At 73.1% G+C, this 21,912-nt stretch carries 20 protein-coding genes; 5 read left to right on the top strand and 15 right to left on the bottom strand.

Features of this window, described 5'->3' with window-relative positions:
- Positions 1 to 34: 34 nt before the first annotated feature.
- From ABT137_RS03755 to ABT137_RS03735, 5 genes are all read right to left on the bottom strand, one after another.
- Positions 35 to 1,183, bottom strand: a complete 1,149-nt coding sequence (locus tag ABT137_RS03755; protein WP_351701858.1) for a thiolase family protein — start codon at positions 1,181 to 1,183, stop codon at positions 35 to 37.
- A complete protein-coding gene (locus ABT137_RS03750; RefSeq protein ID WP_351701855.1) occupies positions 1,180 to 1,551 on the bottom strand; it encodes a Zn-ribbon domain-containing OB-fold protein in 372 nt (123 codons plus the stop codon). Before ABT137_RS03750 ends, ABT137_RS03755 begins: the two co-directional genes overlap by 4 nt.
- The gene (locus tag ABT137_RS03745) at positions 1,536 to 2,324 is read right to left on the bottom strand and encodes an enoyl-CoA hydratase/isomerase family protein (protein WP_293990604.1); all 789 of its coding nucleotides are present in this window, start codon (positions 2,322 to 2,324) and stop codon (positions 1,536 to 1,538) included. Before ABT137_RS03745 ends, ABT137_RS03750 begins: the two co-directional genes overlap by 16 nt.
- A 92-nt stretch (positions 2,325 to 2,416) precedes the next feature.
- Entirely contained in the window at positions 2,417 to 3,550 is a 1,134-nt protein-coding gene (locus ABT137_RS03740) for an acyl-CoA dehydrogenase family protein (RefSeq protein ID WP_351701851.1), read from the bottom strand.
- 11 nt (positions 3,551 to 3,561) lie between these two features.
- Entirely contained in the window at positions 3,562 to 4,368 is an 807-nt protein-coding gene (locus ABT137_RS03735) for an SDR family NAD(P)-dependent oxidoreductase (protein ID WP_351701848.1), read from the bottom strand.
- Positions 4,369 to 4,437: 69 nt separating this feature from the next.
- Between ABT137_RS03735 and ABT137_RS03730 the strand changes: the two genes are divergently transcribed.
- The 5 genes from ABT137_RS03730 to ABT137_RS03710 all read left to right on the top strand — a co-directional run bounded on the left by ABT137_RS03730 (position 4,438) and on the right by ABT137_RS03710 (position 11,951).
- On the top strand, positions 4,438 to 5,508 hold the full coding sequence (locus ABT137_RS03730) for an NAD(P)-dependent alcohol dehydrogenase (RefSeq protein WP_351701845.1): 1,071 nt from the start codon (positions 4,438 to 4,440) through the stop codon (positions 5,506 to 5,508).
- Positions 5,509 to 5,662: 154 nt separating this feature from the next.
- Entirely contained in the window at positions 5,663 to 7,033 is a 1,371-nt protein-coding gene (locus ABT137_RS03725; RefSeq protein WP_351701842.1) for an FAD-dependent oxidoreductase, read from the top strand.
- Positions 7,034 to 7,200: 167 nt separating this feature from the next.
- On the top strand, positions 7,201 to 8,070 hold the full coding sequence (locus ABT137_RS03720) for a branched-chain amino acid ABC transporter permease (RefSeq protein WP_351701839.1): 870 nt from the start codon (positions 7,201 to 7,203) through the stop codon (positions 8,068 to 8,070).
- 12 nt (positions 8,071 to 8,082) lie between these two features.
- A complete protein-coding gene (locus ABT137_RS03715) occupies positions 8,083 to 10,662 on the top strand; it encodes an ATP-binding cassette domain-containing protein (protein ID WP_351701836.1) in 2,580 nt (859 codons plus the stop codon).
- A gap of 137 nt (positions 10,663 to 10,799) precedes the next feature.
- Positions 10,800 to 11,951 carry an ABC transporter substrate-binding protein gene (locus tag ABT137_RS03710; RefSeq protein ID WP_351701833.1) on the top strand — a complete coding sequence of 384 codons (1,152 nt, stop codon included), beginning with the start codon at positions 10,800 to 10,802 and terminating at the stop codon, positions 11,949 to 11,951.
- Positions 11,952 to 12,080: 129 nt separating this feature from the next.
- Here ABT137_RS03710 and ABT137_RS03705 read toward each other — a convergent pair whose 3' ends face one another.
- The 10 genes from ABT137_RS03705 to ABT137_RS03660 form a co-directional block, all read right to left on the bottom strand.
- Positions 12,081 to 13,637 carry a carboxylesterase/lipase family protein gene (locus ABT137_RS03705; RefSeq protein WP_351701831.1) on the bottom strand — a complete coding sequence of 519 codons (1,557 nt, stop codon included), beginning with the start codon at positions 13,635 to 13,637 and terminating at the stop codon, positions 12,081 to 12,083.
- A gap of 16 nt (positions 13,638 to 13,653) precedes the next feature.
- Positions 13,654 to 14,292: a GPP34 family phosphoprotein gene (locus ABT137_RS03700; RefSeq protein ID WP_351701828.1), complete on the bottom strand. Its 639-nt coding sequence runs from the start codon at positions 14,290 to 14,292 to the stop codon at positions 13,654 to 13,656.
- A 123-nt stretch (positions 14,293 to 14,415) separates the two neighbouring features.
- Positions 14,416 to 15,075, bottom strand: a complete 660-nt coding sequence (locus tag ABT137_RS03695) for a response regulator (protein WP_351701825.1) — start codon at positions 15,073 to 15,075, stop codon at positions 14,416 to 14,418.
- A complete protein-coding gene (locus ABT137_RS03690; RefSeq protein WP_351701822.1) occupies positions 15,072 to 16,241 on the bottom strand; it encodes a sensor histidine kinase in 1,170 nt (389 codons plus the stop codon). Before ABT137_RS03690 ends, ABT137_RS03695 begins: the two co-directional genes overlap by 4 nt.
- 88 nt (positions 16,242 to 16,329) lie before the next feature.
- Positions 16,330 to 17,628 carry an amidohydrolase family protein gene (locus tag ABT137_RS03685; RefSeq protein ID WP_351701819.1) on the bottom strand — a complete coding sequence of 433 codons (1,299 nt, stop codon included), beginning with the start codon at positions 17,626 to 17,628 and terminating at the stop codon, positions 16,330 to 16,332.
- A 21-nt stretch (positions 17,629 to 17,649) separates the two neighbouring features.
- Positions 17,650 to 17,958, bottom strand: a complete 309-nt coding sequence (locus ABT137_RS03680; RefSeq protein ID WP_351701816.1) for a hypothetical protein — start codon at positions 17,956 to 17,958, stop codon at positions 17,650 to 17,652.
- Positions 17,933 to 18,358, bottom strand: coding sequence for a hypothetical protein (locus ABT137_RS03675; RefSeq protein ID WP_351701814.1), 426 nt, complete (start codon positions 18,356 to 18,358; stop codon positions 17,933 to 17,935). Before ABT137_RS03675 ends, ABT137_RS03680 begins: the two co-directional genes overlap by 26 nt.
- Positions 18,355 to 19,068: an ABC transporter ATP-binding protein gene (locus ABT137_RS03670; protein ID WP_351701811.1), complete on the bottom strand. Its 714-nt coding sequence runs from the start codon at positions 19,066 to 19,068 to the stop codon at positions 18,355 to 18,357. The genes ABT137_RS03675 and ABT137_RS03670 overlap by 4 nt, the downstream gene beginning before the upstream one ends.
- 2 nt (positions 19,069 to 19,070) lie before the next feature.
- Positions 19,071 to 19,784, bottom strand: a complete 714-nt coding sequence (locus ABT137_RS03665) for an ABC transporter ATP-binding protein (RefSeq protein ID WP_351701808.1) — start codon at positions 19,782 to 19,784, stop codon at positions 19,071 to 19,073.
- Positions 19,762 to 21,870 carry a branched-chain amino acid ABC transporter permease gene (locus tag ABT137_RS03660; RefSeq protein ID WP_351701805.1) on the bottom strand — a complete coding sequence of 703 codons (2,109 nt, stop codon included), beginning with the start codon at positions 21,868 to 21,870 and terminating at the stop codon, positions 19,762 to 19,764. The genes ABT137_RS03665 and ABT137_RS03660 overlap by 23 nt, the downstream gene beginning before the upstream one ends.
- Between the last annotated feature and the right edge of the window lie 42 nt (positions 21,871 to 21,912).

Here is a 21,912-nt window from a genome sequence, read left to right as displayed (position 1 = left end):
CTCGATGCCTGCATGCCTGGACGCCTGCAAGCGCTCAGCGGGTCAGCACGGTGCAGGCGCTGACGCCCGGCGCCCCGTACACGTGGGTGAAGCCGGCCGCCGGGTTACCCGGCACCTGGCGCTCGCCGGCCCGGCCGCGCAACTGCTGGACGACCTCGTGGACCTGGCGCAGCCCGGAGGCGCCGACGGGTTCGCCGTTGGCGATGCAGCCGCCGTCGGTGTTGACGGGCAGCGAGCCGCCGATCCCGGTCGCCCCGAAGGGGATGAGCGACTCCTGCTCGCCGTGTGCGCAGAACCCGCACTCGGCCAGGTGCATCACCTCGGCGCCGCTCTCGGTGTCCTGGAGCTGGCACACGTCGATGTCTCCGGGGCCCAGCCCGGCTTCCTCGAAGGCGTGTTGTGCGGCGTCCGCGGTCACGCTGATCGGGGTCCCGGGCGGTGCCCAGGGGCTGAACACCTCGAAGGAGCCGAACCGGCGGGTCCGTACGACGGCCGCCCGCAGCGCGACCGGTGTACCGCCGAGTTCGCGGGCCACGGCGCGGCTGCACAGGATCAGGGCGACCGCGCCCTGGCCGGGCGAGCAGAACATGTACCGGGTCAGCGGGTCGTTGACCATGCCGGACGCGAGGATCTCGTCGGCGTCGAGCGGCTTGCGCCGCCAGGCGTGGGGGTTGAGTGCGCCGTTGGCGTACGCCTTCTCGGCGACCAGGGCGAGGGTGCGGGGGCTGATGCCGTGGTCGTGCATGTACCGCTGGATCTTCATCGCGAAGAACTGGGTGGTGACCATCAGCCCGTCGCGGCCGTAGGCCTCGTCGAGCCCCCAGTCGGCGGGCCGTGGGGCGAAGGCGCCGCGCGGGTGTTTGTCGAAGCCGACGGCGAGGGCCACGTCCGCCGCCCCCGACCGGATGGCGTGAACCGCCGCCACCAGCGCGCTGCCGCCGGTGGCGCAGCCGTTGCGGACGTTGGTGAACGGCACGCCGGTCAGGCCGAGTTCGGAGACGAGTGTGTCGGCGTTGCCGGCGGCGTCGCTGCCGCCGTACGCGGCCCGCACCCGCGACCACGGCAGTCCGGCGTCGTCGAGAGCGGCGCGTACGGCCTGCACGGCCAGCTCCCGGCCGCTCGCCTCCGTCCGGGCGAAGGAGGTGATCCCGGCACCGCAGACGAGCACGTCCTCGCCGCTCATACGACGGCTCCCGTGGCCCTCGGCACCCCGTCCCCCGCCGTGACGGTGACCGGCATGCCGATCTCCGCGCCCTCGGGCGGGATGTCGAGGGCGGCCAGCACCCGTACGCCTTCGGGGAGTTCGACGTATCCGACGGCGAACGGCGTGAACCCGGCGGCGGGCGGGACGTACGGCGGAGCCTTGGGCGCGTACCGCTGCACGGTCCAGGTCCACAGCGTGCCCGTGGCGGAGAGCACGACCGGCTCGGCGGGTCCCCCGCAGCGGGGGCACCCGGGGCGGGCCGGGTAGGCGGCCACCGCGCAGTGGGCGCACCGGGAGCCGCGCAGCCGGCTCCCGGACTCCGCCGCGGCGCTCAGCGCCCCTTCCACTGCGGTTCCCGCTTCTCCAGGAAGGCCGCCACGCCCTCCGCCGCGTCCTCGGAGTTGAGCATCACGCCGACGGCGAGGTGTTCCATGACCATCAGGGACTGGATATCCGCGTCGAGGCTCCGGTCGATGGTCATCTTGGTGATCCACATGGTGAACGGGCTCTTGTCGACGAGCTGGTCGGCGAACTCCTCGACGGTGGCGTCGAGTTTGTCGGCGGGTGCCGAGGAGTTGATGAGTCCGAACGCGGCGGCCTCGACCCCGGTGAGCAGCTTGCCGGTGAGCATGAGCTCCTTGGTCTTGCGGACGCCGATCATGCGCGGCACCCGGTAGATCGGCCCGGCTCCGCCGAACAGGGCGCGGCGGATGTGGAAGTCGCCGATCAGGGCGTCGTCCGCGGCGATCGCGAAGTCGCAGGAGATCATCAGCTCGAAGCCGCCGGCGGTGACGTGTCCTTCGAGGACGGCGATCGACGGGGTCTTCATCGAGTACAGCCGGTCGCAGACCTTGGCCGACAGCACGGCGACGTCGATCGCGTTGGACCTGCCGACGAAGTCGGCCTTGAGGCTGTCCAGGTCGAACCCGGAGCAGAAGGTGTTGCCGCGCCCGCGCAGCACCAGCACACGCAGTTCGGGGTCCGCGTCGACCTCGGTGATGATCTCGTCGAGGCGGTTGAGGATCGGCACGGTCACGCAGTTCTTCTTGTGCGGGCGGTTCAGCCAGACCCGCGCCACCTGCCCGTCCCGCTCGAACTGGATCTCGTCTTCGACTGCCATGGAGCCCCTCCAAACTGAACTGAATTGAGTTCGATTCTGGGGGCGCTAGATGCCCCTGTCAATGGTCCGGAAGATCGGCGGCCGACGCGCGGTCAGTCGCCGCGGCCGACGAGGCCGAGCAGGCCGGCCAGGCGCAGGCGATGGTTATCCCCCGTGCCGAACAGCGCCTCGTCGGCTCCGGCGCGGCGCACGTAGAGGTGGGCCGGATGCTCCCAGGTGAAGCCGATCCCGCCGTGGAGCTGGACGTATTCGGTGGCGGCCAGGCGATACGCGTCGGCGCAGGCGACCGCCGCGGCGCTCGCGGCGACCGGCAGCTCCGGCCGTCGCGCGGCCAGACAGGCGCTCGCGTACGACGACGCCGAGCGGGCACCCTCGACCGCGACGAGAAGGTCGGCCAGCCGGTGCTTGACCGCCTGGAAGGACCCGATGGCCCGACCGAACTGAGTTCGGTGGGACACGTAGTCCAGGGTGGCCTCCAGGGCGTGCGCCATGCCTCCCACATGCTCGGCGGCCAGTGCCACCCGCCCCGCGTCCAGCACGGCGGCGGCGATCACCGGAGCCTGCCCCGGCTCACCGACCGGATCGGCCGGGGCTCCCGCGAAGCGGACCTGCGCCTGGCGCCGGGTGGAGTCGAGGACGCGGCGAGCCGTACGGCGGCAGGTCGCGGCGTCGGGAACGCAGGCGAACAGCCGCTCCCCGTCCGGGGCACGGGCGGCGATCAGCAGCAGGTCGGCGTCCTCGCCGTCGGGCACGAAGTCCGCCTCGCCGCGCAGCACCCAGCCGTCGGGGCCGCGCTCGGCCGTGACCCGAGCCGGGTGCAGCACTCCGGCGACGGTGGCCGTGCGGGCTCCGGAGGCGATGCCCGGCAGCCAGCGTTCGCAGGCCCGCGGGTCGCCGCCGGCCAGCAGGGCCGCCCCGGCCAGCACCACGGTCGGCAGCAGCGGCGCGGGGTACAGCACGCGCCCCGTCTCCTCCAGGGCGACGGCGAGTTCGGCGAAGGTGTAGCCGGCGCCGCCGTACTCCTCGGGAACGGCGAGGCCGTGCACGCCGATCTCGCCGGCGAGCCTGTCCCACAGCGCCCGGTCGAATCCGCGCGGGCTCGCGGCCTGTTCGCGGACCTGCTCGGGCCCGCAGGAATGGGTGAGCACATCCCGTAGCACCGCCCGTAGTTGGCGCTGCTCCTCGGTCTCCTCCAGCAGCGCGGGATCGACATCGAGCCGGATCATCCGAACCTCCCTCACACCGTGAACCGTCCACCGTTGGCCAGCAGGACCGCGCCCACGAGATTCGCCGCGTCCTCGCTCGCCAGGAACAGGGCGATGTCGGCGATCTCCTCGGGCGTGGCATAGGGCCGGACCCTCGGGTCGGCGAAGCCGCGTCGAAGCGCCGCGGGCGTGCGTGCGGCCATGCCCGTCTCCGTCGGCCCCGGCGCCACCGTGTTGACGCGGACGCCGAACGCGATCGCCTCCTTGGCGACGGCCTGGCTCAGCGCGTGCGCGCCGGCCTTCGACGCGGCGTAGTGCGGGTAGCCGGCCACCGTGTCGAAGGCCGAGGAGGAGCCGACGGTGACGACCGCGCCGGATCTGCGGGGCACCATGACGCGCAGTGCGGCGCGCAGCACGTGGAAGGTGCCGTCGAGGTTGACCCGCAGCACCCGCCGCCACGCGTCGTCGCCCAGCCTCGTGGTCACCTCCGGCGGCCGGTCGTCGAGCAGCGCCTCGGCGATCCACTCCTTCGCGGCGGGGTCGTCGACACCGGCCGCGTGCACCACCACGTCCAGGCGCCCTTGCCTCCCGGTCGCTTCCGCGAACGCCCGATCGACCTGGGCACCATCCGTGACGTCGACGGTCAGCGCGTGCGCCCCGGACAGTTCCCTGGTCACGGCCTCGGCCGCGGTGCCGTCGATGTCGGCGGCGAAGACCTCCGCGCCCTGCCCGGCGAGCCGCCGGGCGACCGCAGCCCCGATGCCGGAACCCGCACCGGTGACCAGGGCGACGCACCCGTCGAAGCGGCCCGCCCTCCCGTCACCGCGTTCGTCACCCATAGCGGTCACCTCTCCCTCCACCTTTGTTCGCCCTACTGAACTGACTTCATTTTTGTTACCGTCTCGGCCATGTCAACAGGCAGCACAAGAGCGGTCCGGCTGACGCGTTGGGGCGGGCCACCCGTCCTCACCGAACTGCCGCGGCCGGTGCCCACCGGCGAGGAAGTGCTGGTGCGGGTCGAGGCGGCCGGGCTGTGCCGGTCGGACCTTCATGTCGTCGACGCGGCACCGGGCGGCCTCCCCTACCGCATTCCGTTCACCCTCGGCCACGAGGTCGCCGGCCGGGTGCTGGAGCGGGGCCCGCGGGCCGTGGGTCCGGCCGTCGGCGAGCGCGTCGTCGTGTACGGGCCGTGGGGCTGCGGGCGGTGTGCGAACTGCTCTGCGGGCGCGGAGAACTACTGCGACCGGCGACCGGACCTCGACCGGGAGCTGACCGGCACCGGGGTGGGACTGGGCCGCGACGGCGGGATGGCCGACACGGTGCTCGTGCCGTCCGGGCGGCTGCTGGTCCCGGTGGGCGACCTGGACGCGGTCCAGGCGGCGCCGCTGACCGACGCCGGGCTCACCGCGTACCACGCCGTCACCGCCGTGGGGCGCTCGCTCGGCGGCGACGCGAACGCCGTCGTCGTCCTCGGCGTCGGCGGGCTGGGCCACCTCGCGGTCCAGATCCTGCGGGCGACGACAACCGCGCAGGTCCTGGCCGTGGACGTGCGGGAGGAGGCGCTGGCCCTTGCCCACGCCTGCGGCGCGCACTTCGCGACACTGCCGCGGCCCGACACCGCCCAGGTCCTGCGGGCCCGGACGAGCGGGACCGGAGCGGTGGCCGTCCTCGACTTCGTCGGCAGCCGCTCCAGCCTGGAGCTCGCCGTCGCCGTACTGCGGGCCGGCGGAGAACTGGTCGCCGTCGGCAGCGGGGGCGGCGAACTGACGGTCCGCAAGCCCGGCGCGCTCCCTCCCGGAACGCGGATCTCGCTGCCCTTCTGGGGAACCGTCCCCGAGCTCGAACGGGTGGTCGCGCTGGCCCGCGAGGGTGCCCTGCGCGTGGAGGTCGAGCGGTACACGCTGTCGAGCGCCCTGGAAGCGTTCGACAGGCTGCGCGCGGGCGCGGTACGGGGGCGCGCCGTCGTCGTACCCGACTGAGCTTCCGGCCGGGCCCCGGGCCGAGCGCCCGGCCGAGGCACCGGCCCGGCCGAAACCGAACCGCCACAGCACACCCGTGCCAACCTCTCGACTACAGAAGTGAGTTCAATTAGCGTCGTGTATCACTCAGCGACGCAAAGGCGGTGGACTGCCCATGGGCACGGACACAGTGGATCTGCTGGTGATCGGCGGTGGCATGGCCGGGCTGTCGGCCGCCGCCCGGGTGGCGGCCGAGGGTGGCTCGGTGGTGCTGGTGGAGAAGGCGGAACGCGTCGGCGGTTCCGCCCGCTTCGCCGGCTTCATCTGGACCGCCCCGACGGTCGAGGAGCTGCGCCGGGTCAATCCGGACGGCGATCCGGAGCTGGCGGCGGCCCTGGTCGACGGATTCGCCGACGGAGTGGCCTGGGTCCGGTCGCTCGGTGTGGAATGCAGGCCGCCGGTGCCCGTGCTCGGCTTCGGCCGCGGACATCAGGTCGACACCAACCATTACCTCGACACCTGCGAACGGCTCGTCCGGGACCGGGGCCATGAGGTGCTGACCGCTACCTGGACCCGCACCCTCCTGACGGAGAACGGGCGGGTGACGGGGGCCGACTGCCTCCTGCCGGACGGCTCGGCCCGCCGTATCGAGGCCACCTGGACCCTGCTCGCGACCGGCGGCTTCCAGGGCGATCCCGAGCTGCGCGCCCAGTACCTCCACCCGCAGGCCGCGGGCGTCGCGCTGCGGGCCAACCCGCACAGCCGCGGCGACGGACTCGCGCTCGGCCGGGCCGCGGGAGCGGAGTTCGGCGCGAAGGACGCCGGTTTCTACGGCCACCTGATGCCGGCGGGCGTCTCCCTGGCCGACCCCGCCCGCTTCGTCGACCTCGCGCTCTACTACAGCGAGCACGCCCTGCTGTTCGACACCACGGGCGAGCGCTTCGTCGACGAGACGGTCGGCGACCATCTCACCGCCATGGCCCTGCTGGACCGGCCGCAGGCCCGCGGTCTGCTGGTCGCCGACGCGCGCGTGCACCGGGAGTGGATCAGCGCCTCGTACGTCGAGGGCATCCCGGGCGTCGACAAGTTCCAGCTGTGCCATCGCGCCGGGGCCCGCTGCGCGGTGGCGGAGGATCTGGAGGACTTCGCGTCGATGCCCGAGGAATGGGGCTATCCCGGCGCCGTGATCCGTGACCGCATCAGGGAGTTCAACGCCACCGTGGCATCGGGCGGGGCCCCGGCACCCGGGCGACTGCTGGACTTCCGCCCGCTGGACGAACCGCCCTTCTATGTCGTCGAGGCCACCCCGGCGGTCACGTTCACGTTCGGCGGCCTGCTGATCGATTCGGCGGCCCGCGTCCTGTCCGGGCCCGGAGACGCGGGCACGGACGGGTGCCGTCCGGTCCCCGGGCTGCTCGCGGCCGGCGCGGACGGGGGCGGCCTGTACCGGCGCGCCTACGCGGGCGGCCTCGCCCCCGCCCTGGTCTTCGGGCTGGTGGCGGCGCGTACCGCGCTCGCCGGGAAGCACACGGCCGACGACCGCTGAGACCCGCTCCAGGGGTGCACGCACAAATCCCGTGCACGAGTCTTGCCCGCCCGGCCCCGCAGTGCCTAGCTTACTGAAGTGAGTTCACTTTGATTTGGGCGCTGCCCACGGTGACCGTACATCCCGCACGCGTGGCGCGAAACGCGCTCTTCCCCGAGGGAGGGACTGTGAGTCAGTTCCTGCTTGTCCTGGTCAGCGGTGTGGCGAGTGGAGCCGTGTACGGCCTCATGGGCCTCGGGCTGGTCATCATCTACCGGGCCACGGATGTCGTGAACTTCGCGATGGCGTCGCTCGCGACCCTGGGTCTCTACGTGGCGGTCTCGCTCCACGACCACGGCGTGGCGACGGTGGTCGGTCTCCTCGCCGCCGTCGCGGTCACCGTCGCGGCGGGCCTGCTGGTGCGCGAGACCGTCATCCGGCCGTTGGGCCAGGGACAGCTGTTCTCCGCGCTCGTCGTGACCATGGGAGTCTCGCTGATCGCCGAGAACCTGGCCGGATCGGTCTGGGGCGAACAGCCCAGGGACTTCCCCAACCTGGTGGACGGCACCGTGCGCTGGTCGGGCGCGGCGCTGCCGGTGCAGAGTCTGGTCACGATCGGTGTCGCCGCGGTCGCGATGGCGCTGGTGGGCTACCTGTTCTCGCGCACCACGCTCGGCTCGGCCATGCGGGCCGTGGCCGAGTCGGCGGAGACGGCCCGGGTCGTCGGCCTCGGTGCCCAGCGGCTCGCCCGGATCTCCTGGGCCCTCGGCCTCGGTCTCGCCGCGCTGGCCGCGTGCCTGTACGCACCACGCTCGGGCCTTGCGACCACCGCGCTCACCGCACCGCTCTTCCGGGCCTTCGCCGGGATCTTCCTGGGCGGTCTGACCAGCATGTACGGCGCGGTCGTCGGCGGGCTGGCCATCGGTGTCCTGGACAACCTGGCGGCGAACTACGTCTCCGCCAGCTTCCGCGACACGTTCGTGTTCTCGTTCACCGTGCTGGTGCTGCTGATCCGCCCCCAGGGCCTGTTCGGCACCCGCACCTTCCAGCGCGTCTGAGGGGTCGCATCCATGGTCTTCAACCGTTCCGTCCTGGCGAGGGCCGCCCTGGGACCGGCCGCCGGCGCGGTGCTGATGGTGTTCATGGCGGCCGGCGCGATCCCGGCGTACCAGATGTACTCGGTGGCGCTGGCAGCCGTGTACACGATCGTCGTCCTGTCGGTCGGCCTGCTCGCCGGCTGGTCCGGCATCTGGTCGGTGGGGCACCCCGCGTTCTTCGCCGTCGGCGCCTACTTCGCGGCGTACGGCAGCGCGCACGGCTGGGCGCTGGAGGCGGTGGTCCTGGGGGCGGTCGCCGCCGGTGCCGCCCTGGGCGCCTTCCTCGGGTACGCGGGCGCCCGGTTCTCGGTGCTCTACATCGCCCTGCTGACCCTCGCCTTCACCACGGTGACGCTGGAGCTGGTCAACAGGTGGAGCAGCGTGACCGGGGGCGACCAGGGGGTGCCGGTGCTCCAGTTGCGCAGCGCCCTGGGCCTCGGCACGTTTCCGGGCGGTGGCACGGAGGCCCAGTACCTCGCGGTGGGCGCGGCGGCCGTGGTCCTCGCCCTGGCCGTCCCCGCCCGCGCCTCGGCGCTGCGGATGCGCCTGGTGGCCGCCAAGTCGCATCCGATGGCCGCCCGTACGGTCGGTATCGCGCCGGAGGCCCAGTCGTCGCTGTCGTTCGCGGTGAGCGGGGCGTGCACGAGCTTCGCGGGCGTGCTGCTCGGCCTGATCACCGGGTTCGTCAGTCCGGACCCGTTCTCGCTCGCCTTCGGCATCTCGCTGATCGCGGCGTGCGTGCTCGGCGGGGTCGGCTCGGCGCTCGGCGCCGTGGCCGGCGGCGTCTATCTGACCTGGAGCCCCTCGCTCTCGTCCACCGTGGGGATGCCCCAGCCGGTGGTGCAGGGCGTCGTCCTGATCGCGATCCTCCTCTTCCTGCCCGCGGGAGTCGTACCGTCCCTCGCCGGGCCCGCGCGGGGGATCCTACGGCTCGTACGACGAGGGCCGGAGACCGGGCGCCCGCCGTTCCCCGAGCCTCCCGCCGGACGGCCGGAGACCGGGCGACCGCCGTCCGCCGAGTCCTCCGAACCACTCCCGCCCGCCGGTCGCGCGTCGGGGGCGGGCGGCGGCGCCCCCGACCTCCTCCGCCTGGAGCACGTGTCCGTCGCGTACGGCGGACTCAAGGCCCTGGAGGACGCCTCGCTGTCCGTGCGGCAGGACGAGATCCTGGCCGTCATCGGGCCCAACGGAGCCGGCAAGACAACCCTGTTGAACGTGTTGTCCGGGCTGACCGGCAGCGGACGCGTCAGCGGTACGGCGGACTTCGCCGGCCGGCCGCTGCTGAAGGCAAGGGCGACCGCGCGTCGGCGGCTGGGGATCGGCCGTACCTTCCAGCACGCGGAGGTGTTCTCCGAACTCACCGTCGCCGAGAACGTGTTGTGCACCCGCCGCCGCGTCACATCCCGCGACCGGGACGCCGTCGCCCGGCTGCTGCACTCCGTGGGCCTCGCGGACGTGGCGGACCGTCGCCCCACGGAGCTGCCCTTCGGCCTGCAGAAGCGCCTCGACCTCGCGCGGGCGATGGCCGAGAGGCCGCGGCTGCTGATCCTCGACGAGCCCTTCGGCGGCCTCGACGCGGGCGAACGGGCGTTGCTGGCCGGGCACATCAGGCGGCTCAACGCCGAGGGCACCGCGGTGGTCGTCATCGACCACGTCCTCGACGACCTCTTCTCCGTCGCCCACCGGGTGCTCGCCTTCGACTTCGGCCGCACCATCGGCGACGGCACCCCGGACACCGTGCTCCAGGATCCGAAGGTGCGGTCGTCCTACCTGGGCACCGTCGGCAACCGGGCCCAACTACCCGACGCCATGGGCGAGCAGAGCCTGATCCGGCTGCGCGGGACAGGTCACTCCTACGGCGGTGTGGCCGCCCTGCGGGACGTCGACCTCGACGTCCGCGAAGGACGCGTGCTCGGTGTCGCGGGGGCCAACGGCGCGGGCAAGAGCACCCTCGCCGGCATCCTGCACGGCTCGCTCCGGCCTGCCCACGGCGTACGGGAGTCGGGCGGCTCCGTCCGCACGAGCCTGGCTCCCGAGGGTCGCGGACTGTTCAAGACGCTGTCGCTGCGCGAGAACCTGGAGGTCGCGGCGTACGCGGCCGGCATCACCGGCTCGGAACTGCGCGAGCGGCTGGAGGAGACCGTCCAGTGGCTGCCGGTGCGGCTGCGCGACCGGTTGTCCGCCCCGGCCGCCGGGTTGTCCGGCGGCGAGCAGCAGATGCTCGCCATCGCCCGCGCGTTGATCGTCCGACCGGACGTCCTGATCGTCGACGAACCGGCACTCGGCCTGGCCCCCGCCCTGGTGGACGAGGTCTACGACCGGCTGATCGGGCTGACTCACGACGGCCTGACGGTGGTGCTGCTGGAGCAGTCGCTCAGCCGGGCCATGTCCGTCTGCCACGAGGTGGCCGTCCTGCACGAGGGCGTCGTCGCCGCTCAAGGACGGCCGGGCGAACCGGAGTTCGCCGCCCTGGCCGAATCGGCGTACTTCAGCGGCGGCCCGGGGTCCGCCACGACCGCGGCGGCCACCGCCCGGACCTCCCCAGTGCAGTGACATCCGCTGGACATCCGTTGCGCCTGTTGCACCCCTTGCGCCCGTAGTAACCGTTGTGATCGTTGTGAACGAGGTGGACCGTGTTCCGGACAATCAACAGATCCCGCCGTGCGGCGGGAGCGACAGCCGTTCTCGCCGTGCTGGCACTGACCGCAAGCGCGTGTGCCGGTCAGGACTCGGCGTCGGCAGGCAGCAACTCCTCCGAGATCCACATCGGCGCGTGGCTGCCTCTCACGGGCTCCACCGCCACCTATGGCGTGGCCGAGAAGGCGGGCGCCGACGCGTACTTCAAGATGCTCAACGCCCAGGGCGGCGTCAACGGCCGCAAGGTCGAGTGGACCGTCAAGGACAACGTGGCCGATCCGCAGCAGACCGTGCAGATCGCACGTGAACTGGTCGGCCAGGACAAGGTCGTGGCCATCGTCAACGCGAACGGCACCTCGCAGGCGGAGGCGGCCTTCCCGTTCGTCCTCACCCAGTCCAAGGTGCCGGTCCTCAACGAGGTGGGCGGCGCCGAGAACTGGTACAAGCCGCCGCGCGCCGGCCTGTTCGGCACCCAGACCCTCTACGAGGACCAGGCCGCGGCGGTCGCCGCGTGGGCGGTGCAGGACGGCGCGAAGAAGATCCTCGTCGTGCACAGCGACCCGGCCGCGTTCGTGAACGTGGCCGAGCAGGTGGAGCCCGTCGCGAAGAAGGTGGACCCCGCGGTCGAGGTCGAGCGGCTGCCGGTCAAGTACCAGACCACCGACTACACACCGGTCATCAGCAAGGTGAAGTCGGCGAAGCCGCAGGCGGTCATCCTGATCCTCACCTCCCCCGAGGCGGCCGCCTTCCTCAAGGAGGCCAAGCTGCAGGGCCTCTCCCTGCCGACGTACGCCTACGCCCCGGTGGCGGCCGAGTCGACGATCGCCCTGGCCAAGGACGCCGCCGAGGGTCTCAAGGCCGTCCAGCTGGTCAAGGCGCCCTCGGACGACGACCCCGCGGTGAAGGAGTTCCGGACCGCCATGGCCACGTACGAGCCCGGCCAGACCGCGGGATTCCTCGCCCTGTGGGGCTGGAGCAACGCCAAGGTGTTCGCCGAGATCGCGAAGACCGTCAAGGGGCCTGTCACGGCCGATTCCCTCACCGCCGCCTACCAGAAGGCGGCCAAGGTGGACCCGGGGGTGTCGCCGGTCATGAGCTTCAGCGCGAGCAACCATCTGGGGACGCGCAGCGTGCAGAAGGTGGTGGTGAAGAACGGCGTCTGGACATCCGTGGGCGACTTCTACACTCCCCCGGCCCGCGACTGATCGTCTGCCTCGACGACGCGGTTCCGCTCTCCGCGAGGGGCGTCGGGCAGGGCGGGCGAGGCCGCCCACGGACCCGTGCCGTGGGCGGGCCCTCTGGGCGGGCGGACCGCAGGATGTTCTCCGGCAGGCTTACTGGAGCGCGTTCCAGAACGCGCAGTGGTGGCGGGACTGTGCCGTGCGGGTGGGGACGATGTGGTCCGGAGCCAGGGACAGGACCGTCTGCCGGGACCAGTGCGGCGACGACGGGCCGTTCGGGTCGGCGGTGCGGGCGAAGCGGGCCCAGTAGTCGATCATGGTGTCGGCCAGCCGGTGCTGTGCCGCGGTCAGCTCGCGGGGACGGCCGCCCAGGTCGAACAGATAGGGCAGTTCACTCGCGTGCGGTGCGCCGAGCGGGAACGGCGGTGTGCCCGGCGTGAGGGGTGGCGCGTGCTCGTCGGCGAACTCGTAACGCCAGACCGGTACCCGGGCCGCGAGCAGGCCGCCGGTGCGCGCCGTCGGGCAGGCGAAGTTCGCGTCGCCGATGACCGCGCCGAACACCGGGCCGCCGTCGGTGCGGTGCACGGGGTACTCGTGGACGATCGCCTTCGCCTGCCCCGGGGCGGGGAAGAAGGCGGCCACGACGTCGGGCCAGGTGGCGGGGGTGACGGGGTTGCCGGCCTGGATGATGCCGGCGGCCCAGCCGTTGCCCTCGTCGTGGTTGTTCCCGATGAGCACGGGGACCCGGTGGAAGCGGCCGGCGGTGATCGCCGCCTTGGGATCGCTGGGCAGCAACGGGGTGCCGTGGGCGGGCTGTTGATCCGTCGCCTGGGCTGCGAGCAGTCGGGAGACGTCCACGCGCCGCAGACAGGCCAGGGCGTCACGGGCGGAGCCGCAGCAGGCCTTCGCCGCGAGGTCCGCGCCCGCGCCGCGTGCCGTGGGCAGGGGAACGGAGGACGGTGCGAAGGGGCGGTCGGGGCTGCCGGTGCACGGGCCGCTGTCGATGATCGCCCGGTCGAAGAGCCCGGCGGCGCCGGGTGAGGCGAGTTGGGCACAGACGCTGTAGCCGCCCGCCGACTCGCCGGCCAGCGTCACGTTGTGCGGGTCGCCGCCGAAGGCACCGATCTCGGCGCGGACCCAGCGCAGTGCCGCCTGCTGGTCGGCCAGCCCGAAGGTGCCGGAGCCGGGCAGCCCCGCGTGCGCGAGGAAACCGAGCGCCCCCAGGCGGTAGTCGACGGTGACGACCACGACGTCCCCCCGGGTGGCCATGCGGTGGGCGTCGTACGAGCCGGCCGCGCCGGTGGTGAGACCACCGCCGTGCAGCCACACGATCACCGGCCGCGGGCGTGCCGGTCCCGAGCCGTCGGGTGTCGTCACGTTCAGGTGGAGGCAGTCCTCGTCGGTGCTGCCGCCGGGCACTTCCCCGGCCGGCTGCGGGCAGGCGCTCGCGGACCTGGTCGCGTCACGTACCCCGGACCAGGCGGCCGCGGGGTGGGGCGCCGCCCAGCGCAGCGTGCCGACCGGGGGTGCCGCGTACGGGATGCCCTCGAAGGTGCGGTAACCGTCGTGTGCGGCTCCCCGCACCAGGCCCTCGCGGGTGTGCACCGTCGTGGCGACTGCGGGCCGGGTGGGTGGCGCCGCGGACCAGGCCGTCGCGAGCACGGCGGCCAGGGCGCAGGTCAGGGTGGTCAAGGTGCGGTGCATGGTCATCGTCTCCCCCTTGCGGTCAGCTGCCGCCCATGCCGCCCTGCGCGGCGATCATGGTGGTCGGCAGCGCGCGTACGGCGTGCTCCAGGCCGGGTGCGAGGGCGCCGAGGCGCCCTGTGCAGGCGTCGATACGGGCCCGGAGGGTCTTCTGGTCCTGCCGTGACACGACGGCGCGGACCCGTCCTGCCGCGGCCAGCGCGAGCAGCACGGCGTCGGCGGCGGGAACCTCCCGCACGGGGCCGTCTCCGTGCAGCGCCGCGGACACCCTGGCGCGGAGGGCCGCGGACCCGGTGTGGTCCGTCACGGTCGACCGCCGGGTGCCGAAGCCGAAGCGGGGCGCCCGCAGCGTGAGGAGTCCGGCCGCGGCGAGCCGGTCCTCGACCTCCGTCAGGGTCCGCCTGCGGTGGCGGCGCACGAGCTCCTTCCAGGCGTGCCCGCCGACGGCGTCGCGCAGCACCCCGTCCAGGACGGGGTCGCCGGTCGGTTCCGTGCCGGACACGGTGACCGTGCCGCGGTCCTCCCCCAGCCGGCCGCGCAGGGCGAGGTCGGCCAGGGCGGCGGCACGGACCAGCAGCTCGGTCCGGGAGCGGTCGTACGGGCCTTGGGCCGCGTCGTCGTGGGCGAGCAGGTACATGAGGCAGGCCAGGTCATCGGTCACATCTCGACGCTAGGGCCGGTCACCCGCGCCGCGGATCGGCCACCGGGACGGGCCGCCACTGGGAGCACGGGAGGACGGCGGCCCGGTCTCCTCCCTGAGGAGGAGAGCCCGGTGCCGGTGCCGTCAGGTGCGGCGCGGTCGTACGAGGCCGTGGTCGTAGGCGGCGACGACGGCCTGGACGCGGTCGCGCAGGCCCAGTTTGCGCAGTACCGCGGTGACATGGTTCTTGACGGTGGCCTCCGACAGGCGCAGCCGCTCGGCGATCTCCGCGTTCGACAGTGCCTGCCCGATCAGGGTGAGCACCTCCCGCTCGCGGGCGGAGAGGTCCCGCAGGGAGGGCGGCTGCGCCGGGTCGGGCGTGGTGCGCAGGAACCGGTCGAGGACGCGGCTCAGCACGGTGGGCGCCAGCAGCGCGTCACCGCGCGCGGTGACGCGGATCGCGTCGACGAGTTCGGGGGCGCGGATGTCCTTCAGCAGGAAGCCGCTCGCTCCGGCCCGCAGCGCGGCGACCACGTGTGCGTCCACGTCCCAGGTGGTCAGCACCAGCACCCGGGCCCGGCCGCCGTCCGCCACGATCCGCCGGGTCGCCTCGATGCCGTCCACGACGGGCATGCGTACGTCCATCAGCACCACGTCGGGCGCCAGTTCCCGTGTCAGCCGCACCGCCTCCCCGCCGTCGGACGCCTCACCGACCACCTCCAGGTCGTCCCGGGCGTCGATGATCATGCGGAATCCGGTACGGACCAGGGCCTGGTCGTCGGCCAGGACCACACGCAACGTCATGACACACGCTCCACCGGCAGCCGCGCCGCCACCTCGAACCCGCCGCCGGGCAGCGGGCCCGCACGCAGGCTGCCGCCCACGAGCCGCGCCCGCTCCTGCATCCCCACGAGACCGCGGCCCGTTCCCGTCGCGCCCGAACGCCCCTGCGGCGTACGGCCGTTGTCGACCACCGTGACTCTCACACACTCCCCTTCCGCCGCCACCCGCACCCGCACCTCGTCGGCGCCGGCCGCATGGCGCAGGGTGTTGGTCAGGGCCTCCTGGACGATCCGGTACGCCGCCAGGTCCACTGCGGCCGGCAGCCCGTCGGTGGTGCCGTCGCGGTCCACGTGCACGGTCATCCCGGTCGCCCGCACGGTGTCGGCCAGTTCGTCCAGACGCGCCAGTGAGGGGCCGGGCTGCCGCAGCTCCCCGGTCCTCCCGTCACCCGGGTCGGGCCCGAACGCCCGGAGCAGCAGGCGCAGTTCGCCGAGCGCCGACCGGGCACCCGACTCGATGGCCCGCAGTGCCTGACGGGCCTGTTCGGGCTGCCGGGTGAACACGTCGTCGGCGGCGCCGGCCTGGATGACCATCACCGACAGGGTGTGTGCCACGACGTCGTGCACCTCGCGCGCGATCCGGGCCCGCTCCTCCACCACGGCCCGGCGCGTCTCCGACCTGGTCCGGGCCCGCTGCGCCCTGCGCCACTGCCCCGCGGTCCACGCAAGGACCACCGTCAGCAGATAGACCGCCAGCCCTGCGGGGCCGCCCGCCGCGAAGGACAGCGGCGCCGGCAGGCACATCGCGGCGAGCGCCCGCGCCGAGACCCGCCGCGGCCGGATCGCCGACAGCGCGCACAGGGCGACCTGTGCCGCGAGCAAGGCTCCGGTCAGGGTCACCGTGGGCAGCAGCGCCCACACCGCGAGCCCCGCCGCCGCGGTCGCGGCCAGTACGGCGGCCGGGGAGCGCGCCACCCACCTCAGGGCGCAGACCTGTACGAGGACGAGGGCCACGGCCGCGGGCAGTCGTCCGGCGTGTTCCGCGCCGGCGACGAGCACCGAGGTGCCGAGGACGGCGAGCACCAGGCCGGCCGACCCCCACCACAGGGCCCGGGCCGCCCGGGGCGACGGCTCCTCCTCCGCGTCACCGGCGACCACGTCGTCCGGCTGCCTGCTGCTGCGGTCCACGCCTCGACCCTATCCAGAGGCAGCGGCGGAGCCGCTCGGAAGACCGCCACCCGCACGAGGGCCGGCGGTCGGCGTTGTTCTCCCCGTCTCACTGCTCGGCGGCCGCCAGGGCCGCCTGGGCCTTCTTGCGGTAGGTGGCGAGTTTGTCCGCGGGGGCGATGACCTGGCGGCTGCGGGACTTGACCGACACGTCGTGTCCCTCGGCCGCCCTGCGCAGGGCGCCGACGGTGGCCTGGGCGCGCGGGACGTGGGCGAACGGGTCGAAGGAGTACCAGCGCATCGCGTTCCCGTGGGTCATCTTGTCTGTCTCGTCGTCCGTCACGGAGTTGGCGGTGAGCACCTCGTGCAGTTGCTCCGGCGCGTTCGGCCACATGGAGTCGCTGTGCGGGTAGTCGGCCTCCCAGCAGATGTTGTCGATGCCGATCTCGTTGCGCAGCCGTACCCCGACCGGGTCGCTGATGAAGCAGGTGAGGAAGTGCTCGCGGAAGACCTCCGAGGGCAGCTTGCCGCCGAAGTCCTGGAGGGTCCACGTGGCGTGCATCTCGTAGGTGCGGTCGAGCCGTTCCAGGAAGTACGGGATCCAGCCGGTGCCGCCCTCCGACAGGGCGATCTTGATGGTGGGGTACTCCTTGAGCACCCGGGACCACATCAGGTCGGCGGCGGCCTGGACGAGGTTGATCGGCTGGAGGGTGATCATCACGTCCGGCGGGGCGTCGGGGGCGGTGACGGCGAGGCGGCCGGAGGAGCCGATGTGCAGGTTCATCACGGTGCCGCAGTCGGTCAGGGCACGCCATACCGGGTCCCAGTACTCGGTGTGGAAGCTGGGGTAGCCGAGCGGGACCGGGTTCTCGGGGAAGGTGAGCGAGTGGCAGCCCTTGTCGGCGACCCGGCGGATCTCCTGGGCGCACAGTTCGGCGTCCCAGATGGCGGGCAGTGCCATCGGGATGAACCGGCCGGGATGGGCGGCGCACCACTCGTCGATGTGCCAGTCGTTGTAGGCGCGGACCAGGGCGAGCGAGAAGTCGGAGTCCTCGGTGGCGAACAGCCGGGCGGAGAAGCCGGGGAAGGAGGGGAAGTTCATCTGGGCGAGGACGCCGCCGGCGTTCATGTCGGCGACCCGCTCGTCGACGTCATAGCAGCCGGGCCTGATCTCGTCCAGGCCCTGCGGGTCCATGCCGTACTCCTCCTTGGGGCGGCCGGCGACCGCGTTGAGCGCGGCGTTGCCCACACTGTTGTCCCGGAACTGCCACACGTCGCTGCCGTCCTCGCGGTGGACCAGGCGCGGGGCGTCCTTCTTGTAGCGGTCCGGCAGGTGGTTCGCGAACAGGTCGGGCGGCTCGATGATGTGGTCGTCGACGCTGATGAGGATCATGTCGTCACGGTTCATGGGGGCTCCTTGGGGCTTGGGTCAGTCCGAGGCGGGCAGCGCCTTGGGCGCCTTGATCCGCAACGGCTGTCCGCCGTAGGTGAGGTCGCCTGCTCCGGAGGCGGTGCACAGGAGTTCGAGACTGTCGGTGGCGTCGACGTAGCGCTTGCCGATCAGCGTGCCGGACGGCTCGTCGTCGGTCGGTGCGGCGGGCGCGCCCTGGGCCTGGATCATCGGGACGCCGCCGCACTCGATCGGAGCCGCCGCATCTGCCGGGGCCCGGATGACGATGACCCGGGTGGTGGAGGTGGCGGAGGCGAGCTGGTCACCTGGGCGAGGGGGCAGCGCCATTGCGTGGTTCTCCTTCTGGTGCTGGTGAGTTGACCGTCTTCGCGGCGTCGGCGGGATCGCTGAGGCGCTCCCCCAGCCGGTCCAGGTCGTAGGACTGCCGGGCGAGCCAGAAGCGCAGGAAGTCGGTGAGTGAATAGCGGAGGAAGAGCGCGCCGCCCACCACGGCGGCCGTGACGCCGCCGAGGCCGAGGGCGAGCGCGTCGCCCTGCGCGAGCGAGCTGTCCGTGGCGTGGGCGAGAGGGAAGGCGAGGACACCGAGTACCAGGCCCGCGGTCATGAGCAGTCCGCCGAGCCGGCGCCAGAGGGCGGTGCGGGCCGCGGCGGGATCGGGGATCTTCAGTTCGGCGATTTCACGGATGAACCGGTCCGCCCGCGAGGCCGGTAGCGGGGTCGACGTCATGTGGGGCTCCCCAGGTAGTAGGAGGACAGTTCGGCCTGCAGGGAGCTGTCGGGGTGCCCCTGCCACTGGATCCGGCCACGGACGAGGACGGCGGCGTGGTCGGCGATCTTCAGTACGGCGGCGGCGAACTGCTCCACGACCAGCACGGCGACGCCCTGCCGGGCGATCTCGCCGACCAGTTCGTACAGCTCGGCGACGACCAACGGGGCGAGTCCCATGGAGAGTTCGTCGAGGAGGAGCACGGCGGGGTCGGTCACCAGGCCGCGGGCGAGGGCGAGCATCTGCTGCTCGCCGCCGGAGAGGGTGCCCGCCTGCTGGGTGCGGCGTGCCGCGAGGACGGGGAAGCGGTCGTACGCGGTGGCCTCGATCTCCTCCCGGCCGCGGCCGCAGAAGGTCATCATCAGCAGGTTGTCGCGGACGGAGAGGTTGGGGAAGACGCCGCGGCCCTCCGGGATCAGGCAGACCCCGGCGCGCGCCAGGCGGCCGGGACGGATCCCGGTGACGTCCCGGCCGCCCATCAGCAGCTGCCCGGCGCTGGGAGGGTGCAGTCCGGCGGCGGCCTTCAGGACGGTGGTCTTGCCGGCGCCGTTGGGTCCCAGGAGTGCCACCACCTGGCCCGCGGCGACGGTCAGGTCCACGCCGTGCAGCACGGTGATGCCGTGGTAGGCGGCGCGGACGCCGCGGAGTTCCAGCAGTGGGCTGTCGTTCACCGTCATGGTTCCCCCAGGTAGGCGGCGAGGACGGTCTCGTCCTGCTGGATCTCGGCCGGCGGGCCGCAGGCCACGACCTGACCGAGGTCGAGGACGTACACGTCGTCGCAGACGGCCATGACCAGGCTCATGTCGTGTTCGACCAGGACGACCGCCGTGCCCTCGGCCGCCAGGGAGCGCAGCAGGTCGGCGAAGCGCTCGGTCTCCTCGGCGTCCTGTCCGGCCGCGGGTTCGTCGAGGAGCAGGACGCGGGGGCTCTGGACGAGGGCGCGGCCGACCTCGACGAGGCGGGCGATGCCGGTGGGCAGGGCGTCCGCGGGGGCCTGGGCCGTGTCGGTCAGGCCGAGGCGGTCCAGGACCTCGTCCGCCGTACGGGCCGCGTGGCGGCGTCGGGGCCCGAGTTCCGCGGCGACCAGGAGGTTGTCGCGGACGGAGAGCCGGCCGAAGAGTTCGAGGTGCTGGAAGGTCCGGGACAGACCGCGCCGCGCCCGGCGGGCGGGGCCCTCGCGGGTGATGTCGCGGCCGTCGAGCCGTATCCGGCCGGTCTGCGGGCGGCGGAGCCCGGAGACGGTGTCGAACAGCGTGCTCTTCCCGGCCCCGTTGGGGCCGATCAGGCCGGTGACCCGGCCGGGCTCGGCGGCCAGCGACACCCGGTCCAGGGCCCGCCGCCCGCCGAACGCGACGGTGATCCCGTCAGCCTGCAGCAGCGGTGGCACGGCTCAGCACCTCCCCGTCCTCGGGCCGCCACGGGCGGCGTAGGCCCCACCACTCCGGCGGGACGTCCGCGGGTGCCGCCGCTCGTGCGGCGGCACGGTTGCGCAGGACCATGGCCACCACTGCGGCGGCGAGTGCCGGCCGGCCGGCGGCCGGGACGAGGACGGCGACGGCCCAGCACAGGGTGAGTACGCCGAGCAGTGCGGTCAGCAGCTGCCGGTCGCGGCCGAGCGGCGTCCACTGGGTGCGCAGCCGCGCGATCACGCCGGCGGGGCTGTGGGCGAAGCCCAGGCCGGCGAGGGCGACGAGGAGGGCGGGCAGGTTCTGCGCCCAGCCGCCGAGTCCGTCGAGCAGTTGGACGGGCACGACGTACGCGAGTCCGGTGAACAGGCCGGTACCGACCGAACCGAGGCCGCCGACCACCGCGATCAGGAAGACGGGCAGTCCGGCGACGAGGCTGAACTGGTCGGCGGTGACGGTCTGCAGCTGCATGCCGTAGAGCGCGCCGCCCAGTCCCGCGATGCCGGCGGAGAGGGCGAAGACCGCGACCTTCGCGGCCAGCAGGCGTCCGCCGAGGGTGGCGTAGGCGGCCTCGCTGTCGCGCAGGGCGACCAGGCGGCGCCCGAAGCGGCCGCGGCGCAGGGCGGCCACGCCGAGCGAGGTGACGGCCAGGCAGAAGGCGGAGAACAGCACCAGTTCGGTCGGGGACGTGAGGCGCAGGCCGAACAGGTCGGGGCCGGTCACGGAGACCGAGCCCTGATCGAACAGGCTGATGCGCACGCCCAGGACGTCGAAGGCCGGCAGGGTGAAGATCCACCGGTCGAGGACGGTGGCGAAGGCGACGGTGCCGAGCGCCAGGTAGATGCCGGACAGGCGCAGTGCGGGCAGGGCGACCAGGGCGCCGACGGCCGCCGCGACGAGGACGGCGACCGGCAGCGCCCACAGTGCGCCGTGTGCGCCGAGGTGCCCCCACACCACCGCGCCGATCCCGGCGATGGACAGCTGGCAGAGGGAGATCTGACCGGCGTATCCGGCGAGCGGCACATAGGACAGGGCGATCACGCCGAGCGGGAAGAGGGTGCCGTACGAGATGACCTCGTCCTCGGTCAGCACGCTGACCAGCACCAGTGCGACGGCCAGGACGCAGCCGGCCAGGACCAGGCCGCCGCGCCTGCCGGGAATCGGTACGCGGACCAGGGTGCGGTCGCGTCCGGGCAGCCGGCGGTGCGGGAAGGCGAGCAGGGCCAGGAGGAGGAGCAGGGCGGGGGCGGCCAGGCGCAGGCCTGGCAGGTAGTCGTTCTGCGGGAGGTAGCCGGCGAGGTAGGCCTCCAGGAGGCCTACGACGACCGCGCCGAGGAAGGTGAGGGGCAGGCTGCGCAACCGTCCGAAGACGGCGGCGGTGTAGGCGCTGACGATGAGCAGGGAGAGCTGCTGTGCGTCGAGCGCGACGGTGGGGGCGATGAGGATGCCTCCGACGGCGGCGAGCTGGATGCCGAGCACCCAGGCCAGCCGGCCGGCGCGCAGCGGGTCGGCGCCGGTCAGCCCGGCGAGGGCGCGGTCGTCCACCGAGGCGCGCATCTCCGTGCCGGCCCGGGTGCGATGGAGCAGGAACCACAGGCCGCCGGCGATGGCGAGCGCGGTCGCCATGGTGATGGCCTGGTGCCAGGTGACGACGGCCGGTCCGAGGCGCAGGGCGGGTTCGCCGGCGAGGAACGCGGCGAGCGGGCGGGGGGTGTTGGGATCCCAGACCCAGCGGGCGAGCGCGATGCATCCGGTGAGGAGCGCGACCGTCATGACGAGGCGTTCGGCCTCCCCGAGCGCCTGTACGGGACGCATCAGGACGCGCTCGGCCAGCAGGCCGAAGGCGGGAGCGAGGACGAGGAGCACGGCGGCCAGGGCCGCGGGCACCGGCCAGCCCCAGCCGACGGCCAGCTGCCAGTAGGCGAAGGCCGCGAGCATCCCGGCCGCGCCGTGGGCGAAGTTGAAGACTCCGGCCGTGGTGTGGGTGAGCACCAGGCCGCTACCGATCACGGCGTAGATGGCCGCAGTGCTCAGGCCCACCACCGTGAAGGCCAGGAACTGATCCATGGGTTGGAAACTAGCTTCTCATTAAAGGAGAATCAACCATTC

This window comes from Streptomyces sp. NPDC001980 (assembly GCF_040296885.1).
Classification (GTDB): Bacteria; Actinomycetota; Actinomycetes; order Streptomycetales; family Streptomycetaceae; genus Streptomyces.
This window is presented reverse-complemented; position numbering and strand designations above follow the sequence as displayed.